At 69.9% G+C, this 20,267-nt stretch carries 27 protein-coding genes; 8 read left to right on the forward strand and 19 right to left on the reverse strand.

From position 1 onward, the window contains the following. The first annotated feature begins 411 nt into the window (after positions 1-411). The 7 genes from K6I33_RS13630 (at position 412) to K6I33_RS13660 (ending at position 5,684) form a co-directional block, all read left to right on the forward strand. Complete coding sequence (locus K6I33_RS13630) at positions 412-603, forward strand: hypothetical protein (RefSeq protein ID WP_229351408.1); 192 nt, start codon at positions 412-414, stop codon at positions 601-603. A gap of 129 nt (positions 604-732) precedes the next feature. Continuing rightward, entirely contained in the window at positions 733-939 is a 207-nt protein-coding gene (locus tag K6I33_RS13635) for a hypothetical protein (protein WP_229351411.1), read from the forward strand. Positions 940-1,241: 302 nt separating this feature from the next. Then, entirely contained in the window at positions 1,242-1,598 is a 357-nt protein-coding gene (gene mobC, locus K6I33_RS13640; RefSeq protein WP_374284379.1) for a plasmid mobilization relaxosome protein MobC, read from the forward strand. Further along, positions 1,595-3,325, forward strand: a complete 1,731-nt coding sequence (locus K6I33_RS13645) for a relaxase/mobilization nuclease domain-containing protein (protein WP_229351415.1) — start codon at positions 1,595-1,597, stop codon at positions 3,323-3,325. Before mobC ends, K6I33_RS13645 begins: the two co-directional genes overlap by 4 nt. An 83-nt stretch (positions 3,326-3,408) precedes the next feature. After that, the gene (locus K6I33_RS13650) at positions 3,409-3,861 is read left to right on the forward strand and encodes a hypothetical protein (RefSeq protein WP_229351417.1); all 453 of its coding nucleotides are present in this window, start codon (positions 3,409-3,411) and stop codon (positions 3,859-3,861) included. Positions 3,862-3,938: 77 nt separating this feature from the next. Next, entirely contained in the window at positions 3,939-4,646 is a 708-nt protein-coding gene (locus tag K6I33_RS13655; RefSeq protein WP_229351419.1) for a hypothetical protein, read from the forward strand. 534 nt (positions 4,647-5,180) lie between these two features. After that, positions 5,181-5,684, forward strand: a complete 504-nt coding sequence (locus tag K6I33_RS13660; protein WP_229351421.1) for a hypothetical protein — start codon at positions 5,181-5,183, stop codon at positions 5,682-5,684. A 297-nt stretch (positions 5,685-5,981) separates the two neighbouring features. Here K6I33_RS13660 and K6I33_RS13665 read toward each other — a convergent pair whose 3' ends face one another. From K6I33_RS13665 to K6I33_RS13675, 3 genes are all read right to left on the reverse strand, one after another. Continuing rightward, positions 5,982-6,689, reverse strand: coding sequence for a DUF317 domain-containing protein (locus tag K6I33_RS13665; protein ID WP_374284400.1), 708 nt, complete (start codon positions 6,687-6,689; stop codon positions 5,982-5,984). Positions 6,690-6,743: 54 nt separating this feature from the next. Next, a complete protein-coding gene (locus K6I33_RS13670; protein ID WP_374284385.1) occupies positions 6,744-7,049 on the reverse strand; it encodes a hypothetical protein in 306 nt (101 codons plus the stop codon). Between the two features lie 216 nt (positions 7,050-7,265). After that, complete coding sequence (locus K6I33_RS13675; protein ID WP_229351425.1) at positions 7,266-7,619, reverse strand: DUF317 domain-containing protein; 354 nt, start codon at positions 7,617-7,619, stop codon at positions 7,266-7,268. 837 nt (positions 7,620-8,456) lie between these two features. Here K6I33_RS13675 and K6I33_RS13680 point away from each other — a divergent pair. Next, entirely contained in the window at positions 8,457-8,660 is a 204-nt protein-coding gene (locus tag K6I33_RS13680; protein ID WP_229351427.1) for a LexA family transcriptional regulator, read from the forward strand. 156 nt (positions 8,661-8,816) lie between these two features. Here the strand turns inward: K6I33_RS13680 and K6I33_RS13685 are convergent, their stop codons facing one another. From K6I33_RS13685 to K6I33_RS13760, 16 genes are all read right to left on the reverse strand, one after another. Beyond that, entirely contained in the window at positions 8,817-9,854 is a 1,038-nt protein-coding gene (locus tag K6I33_RS13685) for a SpaA isopeptide-forming pilin-related protein (RefSeq protein ID WP_229351429.1), read from the reverse strand. Between the two features lie 48 nt (positions 9,855-9,902). Further along, positions 9,903-10,688, reverse strand: coding sequence for a DUF317 domain-containing protein (locus K6I33_RS13690; protein ID WP_229351433.1), 786 nt, complete (start codon positions 10,686-10,688; stop codon positions 9,903-9,905). A 28-nt stretch (positions 10,689-10,716) separates the two neighbouring features. Further along, positions 10,717-11,208, reverse strand: coding sequence for a hypothetical protein (locus tag K6I33_RS13695; RefSeq protein ID WP_229351436.1), 492 nt, complete (start codon positions 11,206-11,208; stop codon positions 10,717-10,719). 34 nt (positions 11,209-11,242) lie between these two features. Continuing rightward, on the reverse strand, positions 11,243-12,106 hold the full coding sequence (locus K6I33_RS13700; protein WP_229351442.1) for a DUF317 domain-containing protein: 864 nt from the start codon (positions 12,104-12,106) through the stop codon (positions 11,243-11,245). 52 nt (positions 12,107-12,158) lie between these two features. Continuing rightward, positions 12,159-13,376 carry an MFS transporter gene (locus K6I33_RS13705; RefSeq protein WP_229351444.1) on the reverse strand — a complete coding sequence of 406 codons (1,218 nt, stop codon included), beginning with the start codon at positions 13,374-13,376 and terminating at the stop codon, positions 12,159-12,161. Positions 13,377-13,420: 44 nt separating this feature from the next. Further along, entirely contained in the window at positions 13,421-14,002 is a 582-nt protein-coding gene (locus tag K6I33_RS13710; RefSeq protein WP_229351447.1) for a hypothetical protein, read from the reverse strand. Next, positions 13,999-14,895, reverse strand: a complete 897-nt coding sequence (locus K6I33_RS13715; protein ID WP_229351450.1) for a helix-turn-helix domain-containing protein — start codon at positions 14,893-14,895, stop codon at positions 13,999-14,001. Before K6I33_RS13715 ends, K6I33_RS13710 begins: the two co-directional genes overlap by 4 nt. A gap of 35 nt (positions 14,896-14,930) precedes the next feature. After that, complete coding sequence (locus tag K6I33_RS13720) at positions 14,931-15,344, reverse strand: hypothetical protein (protein WP_229351454.1); 414 nt, start codon at positions 15,342-15,344, stop codon at positions 14,931-14,933. 11 nt (positions 15,345-15,355) lie between these two features. Next, entirely contained in the window at positions 15,356-15,802 is a 447-nt protein-coding gene (locus K6I33_RS13725) for a hypothetical protein (RefSeq protein ID WP_229351456.1), read from the reverse strand. Beyond that, on the reverse strand, positions 15,799-16,251 hold the full coding sequence (locus tag K6I33_RS13730) for a hypothetical protein (protein ID WP_229351458.1): 453 nt from the start codon (positions 16,249-16,251) through the stop codon (positions 15,799-15,801). Before K6I33_RS13730 ends, K6I33_RS13725 begins: the two co-directional genes overlap by 4 nt. A 98-nt stretch (positions 16,252-16,349) precedes the next feature. Further along, entirely contained in the window at positions 16,350-16,550 is a 201-nt protein-coding gene (locus K6I33_RS36320) for an SH3 domain-containing protein (protein WP_308297151.1), read from the reverse strand. Positions 16,551-16,878: 328 nt separating this feature from the next. Then, positions 16,879-17,610 carry a hypothetical protein gene (locus K6I33_RS13740; RefSeq protein ID WP_229351462.1) on the reverse strand — a complete coding sequence of 244 codons (732 nt, stop codon included), beginning with the start codon at positions 17,608-17,610 and terminating at the stop codon, positions 16,879-16,881. Positions 17,611-17,623: 13 nt separating this feature from the next. Then, complete coding sequence (locus K6I33_RS13745) at positions 17,624-18,349, reverse strand: hypothetical protein (RefSeq protein ID WP_229351465.1); 726 nt, start codon at positions 18,347-18,349, stop codon at positions 17,624-17,626. Positions 18,350-18,377: 28 nt separating this feature from the next. Continuing rightward, positions 18,378-18,611, reverse strand: a complete 234-nt coding sequence (locus K6I33_RS13750; RefSeq protein WP_229351468.1) for a GNAT family N-acetyltransferase — start codon at positions 18,609-18,611, stop codon at positions 18,378-18,380. Positions 18,612-18,945: 334 nt separating this feature from the next. Then, positions 18,946-19,725, reverse strand: a complete 780-nt coding sequence (locus tag K6I33_RS13755; RefSeq protein WP_229351470.1) for a hypothetical protein — start codon at positions 19,723-19,725, stop codon at positions 18,946-18,948. Beyond that, positions 19,722-20,201 carry a type II toxin-antitoxin system RelE/ParE family toxin gene (locus tag K6I33_RS13760; RefSeq protein ID WP_229351474.1) on the reverse strand — a complete coding sequence of 160 codons (480 nt, stop codon included), beginning with the start codon at positions 20,199-20,201 and terminating at the stop codon, positions 19,722-19,724. The genes K6I33_RS13755 and K6I33_RS13760 overlap by 4 nt, the downstream gene beginning before the upstream one ends. Positions 20,202-20,267: the final 66 nt, after the last annotated feature.

Here is a 20,267-nt window from a genome sequence, read left to right on the forward strand (position 1 = left end):
GGCAGGGGACGGTCCCCACCCGGTCCCCATGAGCAAGGGCGGGGACCAAGCCGACGCGGTCCCTGGCGACACGGCGGGGACGCACGAGTACGGGGGCCGCTCGACGAAGGGGACCGGGAGCCGCTCGGAGACGGGGACTGGGGACCGTTCTGCGACGGGGACCGGGGATCGGTCCCGAAGCAGCGCGGGTAAGCGGTCGCGGCAGCTGACGGAGGACGAGATCGTCCAGCGCCTGGGTCCCCACGTCCCCGCCGTACTGAAGCGTGACGGCAACAGCGAGGTCACCCGCGTACAGCTGCGGAAGATCATGCGCGCCCAGGACATCGCTATCCGCAACGACCGGCTTACACCCATCCTGCAGCGCCTGCGCCGCGAGGCCGCCGGCAACACCACGACGAGGAGCAGTGCCCGATGAAGACCTGTGAGCGCTTCGCCCGGATCAAGGCCGGCTACGAGCAGGACATCCGCTTCCTGCGCAGTTACGCCGAGCGGAACCCGGGCACTGCGCCAGCGAAGACGAGCGCGAGGAACGCGTTCGCGGTGAAACGGAGCATGGCCAGGGCCCTCGGCCGGCACGTCGATCGCTGCCTGCAATGCGGCTGAGTCCGCAAAGACGTAGGTCATCCGCCTAATCCTGACCTGGTTGGATGCGGTGGCCCGGCACCTCGCCGGGCCGCCGCCCGTAACGAAAGGGCCTCTCGCATCCACTCTCGAAACCCGTGCACGACCGGGGTGAGCGACGCTGAGGCAAGCGCCTGGGCGGACGTCCTGGTCCGCTACGGACTCTTGCACGCCGCTGTCCGGGCCCCGAACGGCCAGTGGTTCGTCCAGCACACGCCCGACGTGCCGGTCCTCGTGGCCGATGGACCAGCCGCGATGGTCGACCTCGCCGCCGGCATCCAGTACAGAATCCGCACGATCAGGACCCGTATCCGATGACGAATCCGAACACGACCGCCGCCCCCGCGCCGGGTGAGTCGGCGTCTAACTCGACCTCGGCGCGAGCAAGTTATTGCAAGAGCATTGCTCCCGCTGGGAGCAATGCTCTTGCCTCCCCCGCCCCAGGAGTGGCGGGGGCGGACCGGCACCAGGGGGTGCCGGTCCTTCCGGATGCGGCCGAGGGCGGACCGCATCCGGGAGGGGACCAGCAGCACACCTGTCGCACCGCGCACTGCGTGCACGCCGCGCTGCCGAAGTCGCCTGTGCGCCAGCGTGAGCGCCTACGCGACGAGAACAAGCGTATGCGCCAGCCCAGTTGCCGCATGAACGACGACGAGTACCATCTCCTCGTCCGCGCCGCGTCCGCCTGCCGCATGAGCGTCGCGAGTTTCCTCGCGCACGCCGCGCTCAAAGCCGCCCGTGACCTCGACCGCACCGCCGCCGAGATCGCCACCGAACGCGAAGTGCTCACCGAGCTGTTCGCCGTGCGCCGGCACCTCGGCCAGATCGGCAACAACCTCAACCAGGTGGCCAGGGCCACCAACGCCGGCGCCGACGTCCCGCACACCCGCGCCGTCCTCGACGCCGTCCACCGCGCCGCGAAGCGCGTCGAGACCTTCACCCAGCACTACCTGGATGACCAGAGCCGCGCCGCGTGATCCCCAGAGTCCACAAACGCGGCACGCGCACCCTTGGCCTGCTGTACTACCTGTACGGGCCCGGGACGCACGAGGAGCATGTCGACCCGCACCTGGTGGCGGCCTGGGACAGCCTGGCCCCGGACCCTGGCCGCGACCCGCAGGCCACGTACGCGGATCTCCAACAGCTCCTCGACCAGCCGGTCGAGGCCCTCGCCGAGCGCCGCCGCCTGGCCAAGCATGTCTGGCACTTGTCGGTCCGCGCCGCGCCAGAGGACCCTGTCCTCTCCGACGAGCAGTGGGGCGAGATCGCCCGGCGCATGGTCGCGGCCACCGGTATCGCCCCCAGCGGCGACGACGCCGGGTGCCGGTGGGCGGCCGTCCGCCACGCTGACGATCACATCCACATCATCGCCACCCTCGTCCGCGAGGACGGCCGACGGCCCCGCCTTTACAACGACGCGGGCCGCGCCCAGGCCGAAGCCCGTCTCATCGAGGCCGACTACGGTCTCAGGCTGCTCAGTGTCGGTGACGGGACCGCCGCTCAGCGGCCGACCAGCGCCGAACGCCACAAGGCCGAACGGCAGCAACGGGAGCGCACGCCACGCGAGGACCTGCGGGAGGCCGTGCGTCGCGCCGTCGCCGGCGCCAGCAGCGATGAGGAGTTCTTCGACCGGCTGGCCGCCGCTGGCCTGCTCATCCGGCGGCGTATCGCCCCCTCCGGTGACCTGCTCGGCTACACCGTCGCGCTGCCCGACGACCGGAACAAGGCCGGAGATCCGGTCTTCTACTCGGGGTCCAAGCTCGCCCCGGACCTGTCGCTGCCCCGCATCCGCGAACGCTGGGCCGCCGATGCGGAACAAGACCAGGACAACGAGGCGCCGCCTCGCCGAGAGCCTCGTCGGGTCGCGAACAATCCGGCGTCCGCACGGCGCTGTGCGGCCACCGCCGCGTGGCAGGCCGTGCTGATCATCGACCACGGCGACGACGCCGCGGTCGCTGCCCAGATCGCGGCAGCCGGCGAGGTCCTGGACGCTCTCGCCAAGACCTCCGCCGCCCACACGCGCAAGCAGCTACGCGAAGCCGCCGTCGCCTTCGAACGGGCCTCCCGCTCTCACATCCGGGCCGAGCGGGGCCACGACCGCGCCCTGCGGCAGGCCGCCCGCGACCTGGTCTACAGCGGGCCAGCGCTCGGCCGCGGGGAGGACGGGGCCACCACCGCGATGCTGATCGACATGGCCTTCTTCCTCGTCATCGCCGCCGCCCACTGGCACGGGAAGAAGGAGCACGCCCAGCAGGCCGCCGCCGCCCGCCAGGCCGCCGAGCACCTGCGCGCCGCCTACCGGGCAGCCGCCGGGACTCCCATGGCCGTTCTCCACCAGCGGGGCCGCCACCTCACCCAGCCCCTGCAACGGCGGCACGCAGCCACCGTGCGAACGGCCCTGCCCCACCTCGCCGAGCAGGTGCTCGCCGAGCCGGGCTGGTACGCACTGGCCGCCACCCTGGCCGATGCTGAAGCCGCCGGCCACGACCCCATCACCCTGCTCACCGAAGCAGCCGCCCGCCGGGAGCTGGACACCGCCGAGTCGGTCAGCGAGGTACTCGTGTGGCGGCTGCGCCGCATGGCCGACCTGCCCGCCGACGCCTCCACCACCCCCCTGAACGACCGGCGCGCCCCGGTGCCGTCCGCACCGCGGGCTGACCGCACAGCCGAGGCCCGTACCGACCAGCGTCGGGGGCGCAGGTGAGTTATGGAATTTGTGAGTTGCAGCAGGTCAGGGGGGTGGGGCACGCTCGGTGCGGCCCACGAGGACGACGTGAGGGAGACGGGATGTTCGGCCGCAAGCGCGCCATACAGGAACTGCGCGAAATCCAGCAGCAGACGGCGCAATGGCTCCAGGCGCACCCGGAGTCGCCCTTCCCCGAGGCCCCCGCCTCGGCGTCGATACCGATGCCCGCCGACCCGGTCAGCGCTCCGGCGGCAGAGGTGGACGACTTCCTGCCGCCGGACCTACGGGTGCCCTCCCGGGACGAGATCGCCGGGATGATGATGCGCTACGACAAGCCGCTCATCATCGACGGCGAGGTCCGCTCCTGCCCACAGTGCGGCGCATACCGCGACTGGATCCTGCTGAGCGTCCGCGAGGAGGTATGGCTGCGCTGCCGCGCCGGCCACGAGACGCTCGAGCCCCAGCTGGACGCGGCCTGGTACAACCGCAATTCGGGCCCGATGAACGGGTGGCACCCCACCCTTGAAGACGGCCTGAACCACCTCGGCCACTGACCCCCGCCCCACCGTTCGCCGAACCTCTCTCGGTCCGGCCCGCAGTCAGCCCTTCCGCACACCCCAGGGGTCACCTCATGCGCCTTCGCACCACCGCCGCTGTCCTCGGCCTGACCGCCCTGACCGTCCTCACACTGCCGGGCTGCTCCAGCAGCCACCGCTCCCCCGGCCACGCCGCCGCCTCGCTGTCCTCGGCCGAGCGGAAGAACGGCACGGACACCAAGCCGACCGCGGCGGTCCCTCTGGCCTCCGGCGCTCTGAGTGAGCGCCTGCTGGACGAGACCGACCTTGGCCCTGGCTACTCCCGCAAGCCGGAGAGCACCTCCGATCGTGACGACGTCACCGTGACCGGCTGCCCCGCCCTGGAGAAGCTGGGCGGCGACGCGGCGGCCGGCGGCTCCCTGGACTTCCCCAACAAGGCGAAGGCATCCTTCACCTATACCGGCAGCAGCGACTCGGAGATCTCCGAGGAGCTCTACAGCGACACCGAGGCCCAAGCGTCGCAGAGGACCCGACAGATCTTCGACGCCATGGCGTCCTGCCCCACATATCAAGTCGTGGTGGGCAGCACCCCCATCGACATGGGCACGCAGAAAGTCGCCGCGCCCAGGCTCGGCGATGAGCAGTGGAGCCAGCTACTCACCTTCACCATCAGCGGGAGCACCACCGTGGTGAAGCAGACAGCCGTCCGTACCGGGACGACCGTCGTGGTCCTCGCCGGATCACCCGGCCTGGTCGACACACACCTGGACAAGGCCCTCAAGAAGGCCCAGACCGCCCGCTGACCCCGCCCAAGCTCGACAATGCCCCTGCTGCCACCCGAGAGGGTGGCAGCAGGGGCATTGGTCATTCGAGCGCCGCAACTGTCTGCGCCCGAAGGGGAAAACGGAAAGCCGCCGTCGCGGGAAGCGACGGCGGCGTGGGCTCCGCGCGGTATGCCGACCAGCGGTGCGATCTCCGGATATCAGAAGCTGTCCCGCATCCTCGGCGAAGCACCCCAGCCCGAAGGCGGGCTGCAGCCGGTGGTACCACACGCGGCGCTCACTCATTCAGCGCAACGACGTGGCCCGCTTCCGGGCAGCGGCTGCCCGGCGGCCGAGCGGGATAGTCATGGCAGCCTCCGCTGCCCCGGGAACACCCGTTCAGGACTGCCTGAGGGTGTTCGTGCTGATCAGAGGGCTGACGGCGGTGGTTCTCACCTGATCGGATGATAGCGGCCGGCGAGGGGGCGCGGTGGCGGCCGGGCGTGGACGATGACCCCAGGGGAAGGCGCCCCGCCTGCATGAGGCGCACTCACACCTGAGCAGAGGTGAACCGGAATGATCCGCACAATCGTCCGCCGCTCCAGTGCCCGCCGCCGGGCGCTGGTGGCCGGCGCAGCCTTGCTGGCCACCCTCGTGCCGATGACCACCGCCGAAGCGGCCAAGCCGTCGAACTCCGACCTTGAGGTGGTCCGGATCGACCCGGACGCCGCCGCACCTGGCGGCACCACGGAGGTGCGCGGCTTCGTCGCCAACCAGGGCCCGGAGACGACAGCGTCGCCGTTCATCGTGGATGTCACCCTGCCGGACGGGGTCACGGCGGAGGCGCCGTTCTTCCCTGAGGAGTGCAAGGTGCTCGCGAACGGCCGCCGGGTGCGCTGCCCCTTCCCGGCAGGGCTCGCCGCGTACGACAGCGCAACCGCCAACATCCCGGTCAGGCTCGCCACCACCGTGCCCGTCGGCGTACTGACAGGCGGCCGGGTCGAGGTGCGCAGCCCCGACGACAAGAACCAAGCCAACGACCAACAGCCTTTCACCATCAACGTCGTGCCGGCCTTCTGATCGGGGCGGAGGCTTCCCGGATGACGGCAAAGGACTGCTTGTGGACGCTCACGTAATTCCTCAGGTGGAAGTTCAGAAGCTGTCTCGCTTCTGGATGTCACCCGTGTGAGGGATCGACAGGGGCATCAGCGAGCAGGACGATCCGCGGAAAGCCATGGAGACCGGACGCGTGAGCGCGTCCGGTCTCGCGCGTGTCTCAACGGCGCGCACATGTAGCGGGGTGAGGTCCGCGCCGATCAACTGGCGCGGACCTCACGTCATGTCTGGGGTGCTTCGCCGAGGATGCAGGACAGCTTCTCAGCTGGGCGGTATGACGGTGAGCTGTCCCTCCGCGCCCTCGGGCAGCGTGTGCCGCAGGACGGGAGCCGGTGAGGCGAGCGAGGAGGCGAAAGCGGCGACGAGGTCGTGCGGGACGCTGGCACTGAAGGTCGCGCACCACAGATAGGGCTCCCCCAAGGCCGGTTCCGCCCATGCCTGCCAGCCAGCCAAGTCGGGGCGCGGGTCGGCGTCGTGGACGAGGTCGGGCAGCGGCTCGAGCGAGACGCTGGAGGTGAAGGATGGGTCCGTGGCCGTGGTGGTGGGGCGGTCGATGTCTCGGATCCAGCCCTGGGCGGTCAGCGCGGCGAGCACCGTCTCGGGCCCGTCGAAGCAGGTGTCCGGTTCAGCACGGGCATCAAGGGCGAGGAGGAAATCGGCCAGCGCCTCGTGCGGGGTGCCGGTGGTGAAGTACGCGTTCCACTCCGTCATGGCGCTGGCGGCGTGGGCCCGAGCCGAGACCTGCCACGCCACGGGCAGCCCGCCGAGCTCGAAGGGGTAACTGGCCAGAATCCATTCGGCGCCGCGCATCTCATCCGGGCTCACGTAGAGCAGGGTGTCGCGGGCAGTCGGCCAGTTCCTCCAGTCGGCGCCGGTGAGGAGGGTGCCGATCTCCTCGGCCAAGCGGCCGTCATCACCGGCGAGGTGGCGCGGACTGACCCAGTACGCCGGGTCGGCGGAACTCGGAATGGACGAGTCGAAGGGGTAGTGCGGGTTCAGGGCGCCTCCGGAGCGTCGGGGTGTTCACTGGCCACTATCGGTGGGACGAATGGTCCCGCGTCGCCTGCGCTGTGGAGCGTCGACGGGCTTCTGCCAGGTGAGCCTGACGGCGGCTTCGGGCGGAAGGTGTCCGTGCTGCTCGGCCTTCTTGTCCTCGGCGATGAAGACCACCGGCCGCCCGGTCTCATCCCGGCAGGCGATGACGCCAGCGACTTGGTGGGCCATCGGGAAGAACGGGTTGATGGCCAGGCGTACCGTCGCGTCGCGATCGCAGGCGGACAGGCAGTCGATCAGTTCGCCGACCGTCATCTCCGGCATGTGCGCGGTCAACTCGGTTCTCCTTGCAGTAAGGGCTGGGGTGGTCCAAAGAGGCAGGATGCGAGCCGCGTGCGAACAGAGGGCGTCACGCGGTGCGGAAGCACGGACGGGAGCCAAAGTAGGCGTCGGTGGTAATGACCGTTAGCGTTCACAACGGGCCGGGAGTCCGGTGACGTGATGTGATGTGAGCCAGCGGCCAGGCCGTCCCGGTCAGCACGCGCCGTGCCCTCACACGGGCCGGGAGGTGGCCAAGACGCAGGCCACTGCGGCGGCAACGACCTCGGCGGGGGTCTCCATGCCGAAGGAGACCTGGTAGCCGGGGATATTGGCGGTACCAGTGACGGCGAGTCTCCAGCCCTCGCCGTCGGTGCCGGGCCGGCCGGTGGGGAACCAGCCGAGGTAGAAACGGCCGTCCTTGCTGCCGACGTGAACGTCGGCACGGTCGTCCACGATCAGGTTGAACCTTTCGGTGCCGAATTGATCGGTCACCAACGTCGGCTGTCCGGGGCCCAGCCTCCACTGACGCAGGCACAGTGCCTCGGTGGTCGTTGAGAATCCGGGGCGGGCTACATCCACAGCCATGGGTCTATCCCCTCTCTGACCTGGGGTTTTCCAGGAAGGCGTCTACGTTGACATGCGGTGGAAGCGTTGGCCAGTCCTTTCGGACTCATTCCCGTCTGCCAGAGGCGAACTGTCATCAGCCGCCGGTCAACCACACCCTCAGCAGCCGTCCGGCTCTCGTTTTCTCGGCGCCGCCGACCCGCAAGATGCTGACGCTGGCGAGCCAGAATTCCCTGCGATCGCGGCATGAATGACCTCGCCTGAGACGTGTTCAACGAGTCGGGCGACGGCTCTTCAGTAGATCGTTCAGGGCGCTGCGGGCCCGAGGTTCACGTGCTGAAACGCGTGCACTCCGAGATCACATGTCGATAGCGTGGAGCCTATGGGAATAGCGGGCGGAGAGCGGGGCGGCGGCTGGTCGCAGGCCGAGGAGCACGCGCAGATGTTGCGCGCGTGGCACGACCATCGGCGGTTTGCCACAAAACATCTCCCAGCATCAATCAAACACATTGAGACTAATTACTTAAAGACTGACAAGAAGGGGCATATCGACTCAGTGACACAGCCAGCTTGAATATGCCCAGAAAATCGAACACGTGCTCTACTTTCAGGCATGCCGCAAACGCTGTTCCCAAATGATCTTGTGCAGCTCGATGGCGAGTGGGTCCACACCTACGAGACTCTCGCCTTGCGACCCGCTGCAGCCAACACCACCCGACTGAGACGGAACCTGATCGCCCTCTCGTGCCGCCTCGCCAGCCACCCGTTCTGGCGATCAGCCGACCGGCCATCGGCAGCTCGAGTTGAGCTCCGCCGCCAGGCCCGCGCCGCTGGCTTCGCGGCGGTCCGGTGACGGACATGTCTGAGGCCCAGGGCCGCGTTCTGCGTGCCGTGCGGGAGTACATCGCCGAGTGGGGTGAGGCGCCGACGATCCGGGAGCTGTGCCAACAGGTGGGCCTGTCGAGCACCTCATCCGTGGCGTATCACCTGATCCGGCTGGAAGAGCGGGGACTGATCAGTCGACAGCGAGCCCGTCATCGCTCAATTCGACTCGATGCTTGATCCGCGTGAGCATGCGCCGATTGCCTGTCGAACGGCGATCATCAACTGGTACCTGGTCAGGGGCATCGACGAGTCGGTAGGTCCTGCGGCAGGGCATGCGACGGCCCCCGGGGTGCGTGGATCCCGGGGGCCTTGTCAGCGGTTGGTCAGGTTATGTCAGCTCTCAGCACGGTGGTCGTCGCTCTCGTCGTCCGTACGACGTCGACGTGCGGCGATGACCGCTCCTCCGCCAGCGACGAGCAGGACGCCAGCACCGCCGAGAAGCCACGGAGTGGCGTCGGCACCAGTGTGGGCGAGCGAGCCTTCGGGCCCAGGCGCCGCGGGGCTCGCAGCGGCCTCGTCTACGAGCGGTGTACTGGAGGCGGACGGAGAGGGAGCGGTCCCGGCTTCGGCGGGCTGATCCGGCGTCGGCTTGGCCGACGGCTTACTCGGGGTGGCCGCCTCCGGCGAGGCGGGCGGGGTGGCAGGCGGCTTGGTCGTCTGGCCTGTCGCCGTGTTGGTGAGGGTGACGGCGACCGGCGCGCCGGGCTTCGCGGTGAGCTTCACCGGTTTGGCGTCCATCTGGTAGCCGGCAGGGGCCTTGGTCTCCGTGGCGGTGTACTCGGTGCCGGTGCGGGAGAAGACGGGGAGCTTGGCCGAGGCTGTGCCGTCCTTGCCCGTGGTCAGCGTGACCGAATCGCCCTTGTCAGTCGGCGCGACGCTGATGACGGCGCCGGCCAGTGGCTTATCCGTGGCTTTGTCGGTCTTCTTGACGGTCAGGTCGGCAGGCTTGAACGGGTCGATGATCGTCAGCGGCGCGTCCTGGCCGGCGGTGACGATGACGTCTTGGTCCGGGACGAGCTCGTGGAGGGAACTTCCGGTAGATGTCTCCTTGAGGCGGTACACCCCGGGGGTGACGCCTTCGAAGCGCAGGATTCCTTCGCTGTTGGTCGTTCCCTGGAGGGCCTTCGTTCCGTTGATGGTGTTGAGGAGGCTGAACTGCGCGCCCCCCAGGACGGCTCCGCTCGGGTCCTTCTTGCGGATCTGGACACCCCCGGTCGGCGTGTCCGGCGCGTTGCTCGCGGGGGCCGTCGCGGTCGGGGTGGGTTCTGCGGTGTGGGCAGTGGCGGTCGGGGCCCAGGCGAGGGTGCCGGTGACAGCAGCGGCAACGGTGAGGGCCGCGGCAGGGAGATAGCAGACGGAATGAGTGTGCAAGTAGGGACTTTCCGGGGAAGGGGCAGGGCTGCCCGGTGGTGAGGGTGGTCAGCGGGCCCGGCTCGGCCCGGGGAGCGCCGGCGGCGAGGCGATCGGTGAAGCGGCAGGCATCTGCTTGGCCGGGGTTGTCGCCGCGATGTAGACGTGGTGGCGGGTGTGGAGCGGGAGGTCCTTCACGGTGCGGCTCACCGGCTCCGTGGAGGCCAGCGATGCGGTGAAGGCGGCGACCAGGGTGGTAGGCGTGCCGTGGGAGAACCGTGCGCGCCAGTGGGGCTCGCTCGGGTATCCGCCCCAGGCCGACCAGGTCGGTGAGTCGGTGCTGGTGATGGCGTATCGGTGCTGGACGACGCCGAGGGCGTCGGGGTCGCGGAAGAACTGGGTGCCGTCGGTCTTGACCTGGTGGTTCCAGCTGCGGGCGAGTAGCAGTGCATACGCCTCCTGCGCTGGTGTGTCGTCGTCGAGCAGCCAGTCGGTGTCGCTGTGGCGGCCTTCGAGGTAGAGGTCGAGCAGTTCGGCGTGGAAGTCGTGGAGCAGTTCGACGGGGGTGGTGGCGTCGAAGGTGATCTGCCAGGCCGCGGGGCCGAACGGGGCGCGGTTCGCGGTGACGGTCCACTTCCCCTTGCGGGGGCTGTCGGGGTCGGGGACCAGGCCGGTGAACAACCGTAGACAGGGGCTGGTGGCGAGGGCTGCCCCTGCGTCGGTCTGGTGCAAGGACCAGTCCTCGGGGAAGGGCCAGACCGTACGGAGGTCGACTGTTCCGGGGCCGGCGAGGTGGCGGGGCAGGACCTTCACCTGCTGATCCGGGGCGAGGTTGGTGAAGGGGTCGGTCGGCATGGGCAAGTCCTCAGCGGCGGCTGGTGGGTCAGCGGGCGCGAGACGGGCGGCCAGCTGGTGCGGCCGGTGGCCGACCAGTGGTCGGCGCAGGCGGTGTGCGCGGCGGAGCGGAGGCCGTGACGGCACCGGGGAACCACACCTGCGCGTACTGTTCGATCGCGCGGCGCAGTCCGCGGACGTCGGCTCCCTTCCAGGGCAGTTCGCCGGCGCGGTGCCAGTCACGAATGCGGGCGTATCCGTCGTAGCCGGGATGTATTTTGCGGACGGCATCCCGTCGGGTGAACGTGTCGTGATCGGCGAAGGCAAGGACCGCGTTGTCCACCATCCCCTGCTCGGGATGGATCACCTGCAGCCGCAGGCCGTCGTACTCGCCGTGGCGGATGGTGGGCGTGAAGTCGATCCGCAGGCGTAGGGCGGAGCCGGGGGTGGGGGTGGCGTAGTAGGTATTCCCGACGACGATGCTGTCGTTGAAGGGCAGCGCGAGGTGCTCGGTGAAGAACTGGTCTGCGTGCAGGGACATGGGACAAGGGCCTTCCGGCGGAGGAGGGTGGGGGTCAGCGGCGTGGGCCGACGCCGTTTCGGGTCGTGGGAGAAGTGGGTGGCCGGGAGGCGGTGCTCCAGCGCGGGATGCTGACGGCGACTAGTGCCGGTGGGCGGCGGGCGACGTTGCGTCGCACGTCGAGCGGGGTAGGTGGTGGCGGCGTGATGGGGGTGAGCTGGGCGGCCTGACGCAAGGAGCGGGGCATCGCGTTGTTCCAGCGCGGCAGCGGAGCCGGGTCGCAGACGCCCGTGGTGATCGCCGTGACCAGGTGGACAGGGGTGTGGGAGGAGGCTGTGGCGTACCAGCGGGCGCTGGCCGGTCCGCCCCACATGTACCAACGGGCTTCCGGTGTGGTCAGCTCGCGGCCGGGGTCGAGCTGGCCGGTGGCGTACTCCAGGCCGGCCATGCCGTCGGGGCTCTTCAGCTCCATGACGCCGCCGCGCGGGGGCTGCGGTTTCCAGCCGTGGTTGATCAGGGGCACAACGGCGTCGAATGCCGGTGCCTTGCGGCCGGTCGGCCTCCGGCCGGTGAGGTAGGCGTCGGGGCCGTCGGTGTACGCCTGGGCCAGGGCGGTGGTGAAGGCGGTGACGAACTCGGTGGGTGCCATGTTGTTGAAGCACACGCCCCAGTGCGGCTGTGCGAAGGCATCGTCGTAGGCGGAGATCCGCCACAGCCCGTCGTCCTCGCCTTCGGGCAGGTAGCCCAGGCGGATTTTGCTGTCGGGTGAGGTGAGGTAGACGTTGCCGTCCTCGTCGCGGTGCATGTCCCAGTCGAGGGCGAGCAGGGGATCGAGGGCCGGGTCGCCGGTGAACGTGCTGCCGGCGAGGTAGCGCGGGGAGACGTAGACGTCTCCGTCGATCTGGTCGGGGTCGGACATGAGCACCTACAAGGGGTTGGGCCGTGGACGCGGGGGCGGTAGCGGCGGCCGGTCAGCTGCACTGCTGGGTGCCGGGTTGTCGGACCTTCGCGGTGTGCAGCCCGGGGAGGGTCCGCAGCCGGGCGAAGGTGAGGGCGAGCCCGACCGTCTGGACGGCGGCGCAGGCGGTGATGACGCTGTTCAGCGCGGGGCCGGGGGTGAGGGCGACTATGAGGCCGGCGAGGGGGAAGGGCAGCAGGAAGAGCAGGATGGTCAGGCTGAGGGTGGCGCCGAAGGCGTCGGGCGGGATGAGGTGGGAGCGCAGGGTGCGCAGGACCACGGACATGCCGCCTTCGCCGGCCATGAGGACGGCGATCAAGATCAGGTAGGTGGTGTAGCTGTGAGCGGTGGCGACCGCCAGGCCGGCGCCGGTGACCACTGCGGCCGAGGTGGCGCCCACGGCCCACAGCCCGTACCGGTCGATCGCGGTCCGGCACACGGCGATGGCCAGGAGAGAGGCAAGGGCGGCGGCTGACCAGATCAGGCCGACGGAGGCACTGGGGTGCCCAAGATGCTGGACCACGATGACCGGGGCGGCGGCCTGTACCAGGCCGATCCCCAGGTTCGCCAGTGTCATGCCCGTCACCAGCCAGGCCAGGGCCGGCAGGGACCGCAGGGTTTCCCACCCGGTCCGCAGCCCCTTGATCACCGGCAGCGGTTCGTCTGCCACCTGGTGAGACCGGCGTGGGGTGAGGGCGGCTCCGGCCAGGGAGAAGCAGGCGAGGGTGGCGAGCATGCCGGAGGCGCCGGTGTGCTGCAGCAGCACGGCGGCGAGCGCGGGTCCGGCCAGGGTAGCGACTTGATCGATGCCGAGGAGCACGGTCTGCACATGGTGTGCACGCTGGCCGGCCTCACGGCTGGCGGCGGCGCCCGCAGTCTCGGCCGCGATGTAACTGAACTCGGTGAGCACGCCGGTGCTGGCGGCCAGCAGCATGACGACGACCGTCGCCGTGGGTCCTGCGGACTGGGCGGGGAGTGCGAGTGCGGCGAGCAGCACCACGAGGGCCCGGGCCACCGAGGCGTAGCGCAGGACGCGTGTGGTGCCGTAGCGGTCGACCATCGCGCCGGCGAGGGCGAACGCCGAAAGGCGGGGAATCCACTCCAGGGCGAACGCCAGCCCGGTGAGCGCGGCCGAGTCGGTGGTGGCCAGCACGAGCAAGGGAATGCCGTACGTCGTCATGGCGAAGGCGGCGGCGTCGGCGGTGCGCGGCAGGTAGATACCGCGCACCACGCCGTGGACCGAGCGGCGGGCATGCCGCGGTCGGAAGCCAGGGATCAACGGGCGCGCTCCGCCTCAACCGTTGCGACGGTGGAACGGCGGGTCCGGGCCGTGAGGACGGACGGGTTTGAGCGGATCCATGCAGATACTGCCGCCCACGGCCAGTGAAGGCTGGTCACCGCGTCCGTGTTGGGGAACAGCCCGGCGTCCATGATCTGTCGTGACGGCTGCGGGTCGCTGGTCTCCCCAGTCATAAGGCCCAGGACCGACTCGTGGCTCAGCAGCGTGAGGGTTTGCTGGACGCGGGTGACGAAGTCGCTGGCCGGCGTGGGGAACTGCTGGGTGCGGGCCCAGCGCGCGACCGTGTCGTAGACGTCGGCCAGGTCGGTGTCGCGGCCGGTGAGCAGGTAGCACGGTTCGCTACGGTGCCCGGTGCGGACGAGCTGGTGGGCACGTCCGATGTCCAGAGCGTGACGGATCTGGTGGCGCATGAGGTCGGCGAAGGTCCGCCCGAGCATGCGGCGGTTGACGGGGCCGTAGTCGTCGATTTCGGTGACCAGCCGGATCAGGCCCGGGTGGGACAGCACGGTGACGGCGCGGGTCACCTGTGCGGCGGTGAGCGTCGGAGTGGTGATCACCGGTGGTGGCCTCCCGCGGACGGAGCCGCGTTCGGTCGGGCGGGTATCTGGTGCGAGAAGAGGTCGCCCGGCTGCCACGTGGCCCCCGGTCGCTGCGTCACCGGGAGCGCCGGGACCGAGGGGGCCGGTGCCGGGAGCGCCGGCACACGTGACTGGTGGGTAATCCATGCCCTTGTCCGGGCCTGCGACAGGTCTGGTGCCTGCTTCCACACCGGGTGGGTGGTGGCGTCGGACAGGGGGCGTCCTGCCGCCCACGCGGAGAGAGCGCGGTAGACCGGGGCCAGGGCGTGGCCCTGAGCGGACAGCTGAAAGGTCGATTCACCGGTGACCTCGACGAGGCCGTCGTCGATGAGCTGGCGCAGTGGCGGGTAGACGGCGCTGAGGTTGTAGCCCGGCATCGCGTCGGCGGCGAGGGCCTTGGGGCTGGTGGCGCCGCGCGCCTTCAGCGCCCACAGGAGAGGGGTGGCGTGGCGGGGGCTGAGCATGAGGAGGGCGTCCTCGATGTTGTCGGCGGCCGCGATGCGCTCGGGCTCGAGTTCGCCGGTCTTCGGGTTGGGCACCAGGTCCTTCTCCAGGTGCGTGTTGCCCCAGGCGGCGATCACGGTCAAGGCGGGCATCAGCTCGGTGCCGCGGTCGGTGAGGCCGTAGGTGACGTGCCGGGGGGCGTATTCGGTGCGCTCGACGAGGCCGACGTCGGTGAGCTTGCGGAGCCTGGGGTGGAGCTGGCCGTCGGCGAGCCACGGCAGCTTCGGCTTGATCTCCGCGTAGCGAAGCGGCTGGTTGGCGAGCGTCATCAGCACCCAGACGCTCCAGCGCGGAGCGAGCATCTCCAACGTCTCGGTGACACGGGAGAGGTCGGTGGGGGTGGTGCGGGGCAGACCGGTGGTGGTCAAGGGGGGAGCTCCTGAAGCAAAGGGGGGCTGAGCGGTCAGCGGGTCCGAGCAGTAGCAGGTGTCGCGGAGGCCGGCACTTGCGGCGGGGAGGCCGCCGGGGCCTTGGTGTCCCGGGCGGGCAGGCGGCGCAAGCTCGCGAGGACCGCGCTCACGCTCTTGGCATGGGCGTCGCGTACGGCGACGGATTCGGTGATGCGGCGTGCACAGTCGAGGATGTGACCGGCGTCGGAGCGGCCGATCTCGCGGCCCGGCTCAGTGAATTGCCGCAGACGGTCCAGCTGAAATTCGATGTTCCGCTCGGCGAAGGCGAGGTTGGCAAGGCTGCCGAGGAGGGCGGCCAGCATGCTGTCGCCAACAGTGGCCTCGGCGTGCGCTATGAGGGTGTCGAGCGGCTGCCCGTAGAGCGCTTCGATACGTTCGGTGACGGTCTGGGACGTGGTGGGCGGCAATCAGCCCCCTTTCAGGGTCTGCGGGCCCGGACCGCCCCGGCTCGCGGGGATGCCGGGGCAGCCGGGGGAAGGGCGGTGGTGATCTTCGACTGGGTGACCTGCACGGCTCGCGGGAGGCCGGTGGCCACAGGGGGCATGGTGCGCAGGAGCTCGTCCAGGGCGATGCGGAATCCGTCGCGGGCGTCCAGCGCCGCCTCCAGCCACTGGGCGTCCATCCGCAGGTCGTCAGCGGACAGCTCGCCCATGTCACGGTCGGGGCCCATCGCTTGGTGGACACGGTCGCGGACCCGAGCGACCTGTTCCTCGGCGAGGGCCAGGAAACCGCGCAGCTCCAGCGCGCGCCGCAACGCCGCCGACGCCTCCTCGGCGGCCGCCCTCTCGTACAGCACGCCGATGGCGGCACCGAAGGTGTCCTCGAGTCGGCGGTCCTGGCTGCTGGGCTTGGTGGTCACGCTCACCGTGCCGCTCCCCGGACCGGGATAGCCGCGGTGGCTGGACGCATGGGCGGGCTGGTCTGCAGGGCCGGTCGCCGACCGGTGGCCATGGCGCCACGCCAGGTTCCGGGGCCGTGCTTGCCCGGTGCGGCCGGATCGAGGAGGAAGCGCACGACCATGGCGCGACCGTCCCGGGCTGTGACGGCCGCGTTCACCTGGTGGGCGAGATCCATGGCCGGGTCATCGAGCGGCACGGGGTCTTGGGCGAGAGTGGCGACGAGAGCATCTTCGGCTCGCTCCAGCGCCGCCTGGGCCTGCGACAACAGACCGTGCCAGTGGACGACTTCGGTCGCCTGCTGGTTGGCGTGCGGGGCCGCCGCGACGCCCTGGCGCAGCTCAGGCAGGCTCATCTGGAATCGGGCCTCGATCTGCTGGGTGATGACGCCCATCACGTCATCGGCGTCGTCGGGCACAGCCAGCTCCTCACGGTGAGATTTCCGGAAACGGGACGGGCCTGGTCTGCCTCGGTGGAACTCCCTCCATGGCAGCCAGGGCGGCTACGGCTGGGGAATTAGTCCAAACACATGTAGACGTCCCGGTAGACGTAGGTGCCGGATACCCAGCCTGTAACGCCCGTGGTCCGGTCAGTGATGTAGTGCCAGTTCCCGCTGGTCTTGCGCACGGTGATCTTCTGGCCCCGGTACAGGACGCCGACGGCAGTGGACTTCGTGGTCGCCTGGGAGCGAATGGTGACTGCCTTGGCGTCGATCACCCAAGGTCCGGGCCGGTGGCAGTCAACGGCCGCCGCAGTCGGCGCGGCGGCGGACGCTGCGCTGGCGGTCGTAGCAGAGGCAAGAGGAAGAAACAATGCGCCGAGTACAGCGGTACAGACAGCTATTCGGGGTGAGCGCATGGCGAGTTAGCCTTTAGGCAGGTGAGGGAATACGGAAACACGCCCCGAGGCGATGCCATGCGGGGTGAATACAAGAGTGCGGAGAATTCCCGGTTTCGCTAACCGGGGATTGCCTGCTATGTTCCGGCCCTCGCGCGGAGGCCGGCGCTCCCGGCGGCAGCCACAGGGCACGAGCGGGCCCGCATCGTCAACGGCCTCTGCCACGCGGTGGTGCGGCCGGCGCAGGACGTGCGGGCGCCGTGGGCAGAGGGCTATGGCGCGTGGGCGGCGAAGTAGCCGGCAGGGCGGCGGCGGTGTCGCCGTCGAAGTGGTTCTCCCACCACTGGGTGGCAGCCTCGAAGGTGGCGAAGCCTCCTTCGCGCAGCGTATGCGTCCGTGCGTCGAGGTCGGCCTCCTCGAGCAGGACGCGGAAGGGGAGGGGTGCCCGCTCGTCCAGGGCACGCAGGAGCACCATGGTCTCCGGCCGGTCCGAGGTGTCGTCGGTGTAGCTGGTCAGCAGGGCGAAGTGGTCGCCATCGTTCATCAACCGCTCCTGCAGGGCACGGGTTGCCTCGTCGGCGGGGCGCGTGCCCATTCCGTCCGGGAGGCGGATCTTCTCCTTCGGGCAGCCGCGGGCAATGAGCCAGGACTGGGCCATCGTCGGCAGCGGCAGTTCGGCGTGCTCGAAGCGGAACGTGCGGGCCTCGACGTCGCGTTGCAGGTGGAGGGCGACGATCTGTGGCTCGCCCGGGATGCCCCAGGTGACGGCACCGTTGTGGAGGACGTAGAAGCTGTGCCGGGCATCGTCGGTGTGGTGTTCGGCCAGCACGGTGAGCATGTCCTGCTCGCCGGCGATGTGCTGCCAGAACCGTTCCTCGGCCTGTGGGGTATCGGCTTCGTAGCCGTCGAGGCGCAGGAAGTCGGGTTCGTCGTGCGGCATAAGGGCTTTCGTGTCAGTGACGGCGGGCGGCGCCGGTGGTGCCGCGGGCGTCAGCGGCGGGGGTCTGCGGCCAGGTCCCGGCCCGGTGGGCGGGCACGGCGGTCGGGTTCGTGCGGCGGGACCCGGCCAGCGCGGCGCGGCCGACGTCGGTGAGGGTGACGGGTTGCCCGGCGTGGACCGGGTGGGAGGTGTCCCGCTGGACAAGGCCGGCTTCCTCCAGGCGCTGGAGCTGGCTGTAGGAGACGCGGGTTCCTGAGGCGGTGACGACCGACAACCGCTGGGTGAGCAGATGTTCGTGCAGCTTGGCACCCTGGGTGATGGCCAGGAGGGCGGCGACATCCGGGGGCGTCATCTGCTGGATCGACGCGGGGCCTTGCGTGCGCGCGGACGCCTCGATGGGCTCCAAGGCGGCCAGGACCGACCGTTCGTGTTCGTCGCGGGTGCTGGCGGCGTCCTCCAGCTGGTCGACGGTGCGGTCGATGCGCGCGAACAGTGCCTGGTCGACGGGAAAATCGCCGGAGGACAGGCGGTGCAGCAGGACTCGGTAGAAGGTCACGGACGTCTCCGCCTGGGCGAGGCCGCGGTGGGCGTCGGCCAGGCAAGCGCGCGCCTCATCGAGCAGACCGCGGTCACGGTGATCCCACAGCTGATCGACGCTGAAGGCCGTGGCGGCCTCGATGCGGTGATCGAGCGCCGTCAATGCCTTTCTGGCTGGGGTGGGCGCGCGGGTGGTGGACATGAACTGCAGGTGCTCCTTGGGACGGGTTTCACGGCACGGTGCCCAGGGGGACGCGGACGTCGATGCGGGTGCCGTCCCGTACGTGCTGAGAGAGGCCGAGGCGGCGCAGGAGGTGAAGCATCGGTGTGTTGGCCGCGTCGGTGTGCATGGTCAGGGTGTGGGCGCCGCGACTGCGGGCATGATCGGCAACGTGCTGGGCCAGGGCGGTACCGATGCCGTGGTTCTGGTGGGCGTCAGCGATCTGGGGGTCCGAGGTCGACAACGCCGACTTCTTGGCTGAGCCACCCAACGGAGGTCAGGGCGAGAGGGCGGCTGGCGCTGTCGAGGCTGATCCAGCAGGCGTTGTGCTCCAGCAGGCGTTCGGCATGACGTCGGGTGACGCGGGTGCGGCCCCAGCGGCGCAGGAGATTTTCCAGGGAGCACTGTCGGTGGAGGGCATCGATCAAGTGCCAGTCCGCTTCCCGTGCCGGACGTGTTCGATGAACGGCGGGGTGGTTCAGCAGGGACGGTCTCGCAGAGGGCTGGAAGGAAGGGGAAGTGGAGTTTGCCCCAGGAGTTTCCGGAGCGAACGGTGGAGCTTGTGGACAGGGCTGGGCTTATGCGGCGTCGGCACGGGCTCGGTCGAGTTCGTCCTGGAGGAAGTCCTTGGTCTTGTCCAGGCGGTCACGGCCGATGCGGAGGCCCTGGTCACGGATGGCCTTCTCGATGTGACGACGGGATGCGCGGCCGCCGCGTCCCAGCGGTGCGGTGCGGCCGATCTCGATGGCCTGTTCCAACGTGGTGCTCGGCTGGGGGCCGGGCCGTCCGGCGGACCGCTTTTGGGGCTGAGTCACTTGATCGGTGGCATCCGCTGCCACATCGCTAACCGGCACCGATTCCCGGGCAGTTGCGGCGCGACTAGCTGTGATGGGAGCGGTGTGGCTGGGCTCTTCGTGCCGTTCCATCTGGGCGGGACGGTGCTGGACGAGGAGGTAGAGGTGGACGGCGCCAGCGAGGGCGAGTGGGGCGAAGACCTTCAGGCGCGCGTGCGCGATGTTCTCCGGCGGCTCCGGCCAGCTCAGGTGCGGCGCGTCGGCGTCCGCGGGGGCACCCTTCGCTGTCGCGGGGGCGGGGCAGCAGCAGGGCGAGAACAGCAACTGCCGGAGCTCGTCGCCGGCGAGCATGCGAGCGAGGAGAAGGTGGGTGAAGTCCACCAGGTCACCGAAGGGGCCGACGCTGGTGGGCGTGGTGTCGACGGAGTCGAGGATCTGCTGGTCGAGCTGCTGGATCTCGAGGATGGTGTCCACAAGCCGTCGGTGGCGCGGGGTCTCCTGGGGCGGTTCGTCCTCCAGCAGGCAAGTGACGAGCGATGCGAGGAGGGTGGGGGACGTCGTCAACGGACGGGGCCTTTCGACAGGGTGGGTGTGCTTGCCGGTTGGGGCAGGCCGGGCATCGCGTACGGCGGACCCGGTTTCGGCTGAGGCTGGTGGGTGCCCAACTGCGGGGAGCGGGCACGGGCGGCATGAGTGCGCGTGCTCATGGGACGTCGGGTGATGCCCAGGCGGGCCCGGGCGGTGTCGTAGACGTCGTATCCGGCGCGCTGCCGTACGGCGACGACGTGGATCTCCGCGTGGTGGGCTGAGCCAGCGGGGGCGGGGCGCTGGGCGTAGACGATGCGCCAGGCGTTGCGCGAGTCGACGTAGACCTTGCGGTAGCCCTCCAAGTCGCCGGCCAGCTTGCCGCCGCGCAGCTCGGCGTTGACGACGTCCTGAAGCTGGGCGAGGGCGAGGTCGCGGATGTCGCCAGGGGCCTGGAGCAGGTCGGTCAGGGCCCGGGGGTCGAAGCTGAGGCCGAAGGCCGGCTGGCCGGTCACGAGCCGGCCTCGGCCGTGGCCTTCCCCGGTTCTTCGGAGTCCGCGCGTGCGGAGCGGGGGGAGGGT

The sequence above is a fragment of the Streptomyces sp. UNOB3_S3 genome, from assembly GCF_020740895.1.
Lineage (GTDB): Bacteria > Actinomycetota > Actinomycetes > Streptomycetales > Streptomycetaceae > Streptomyces.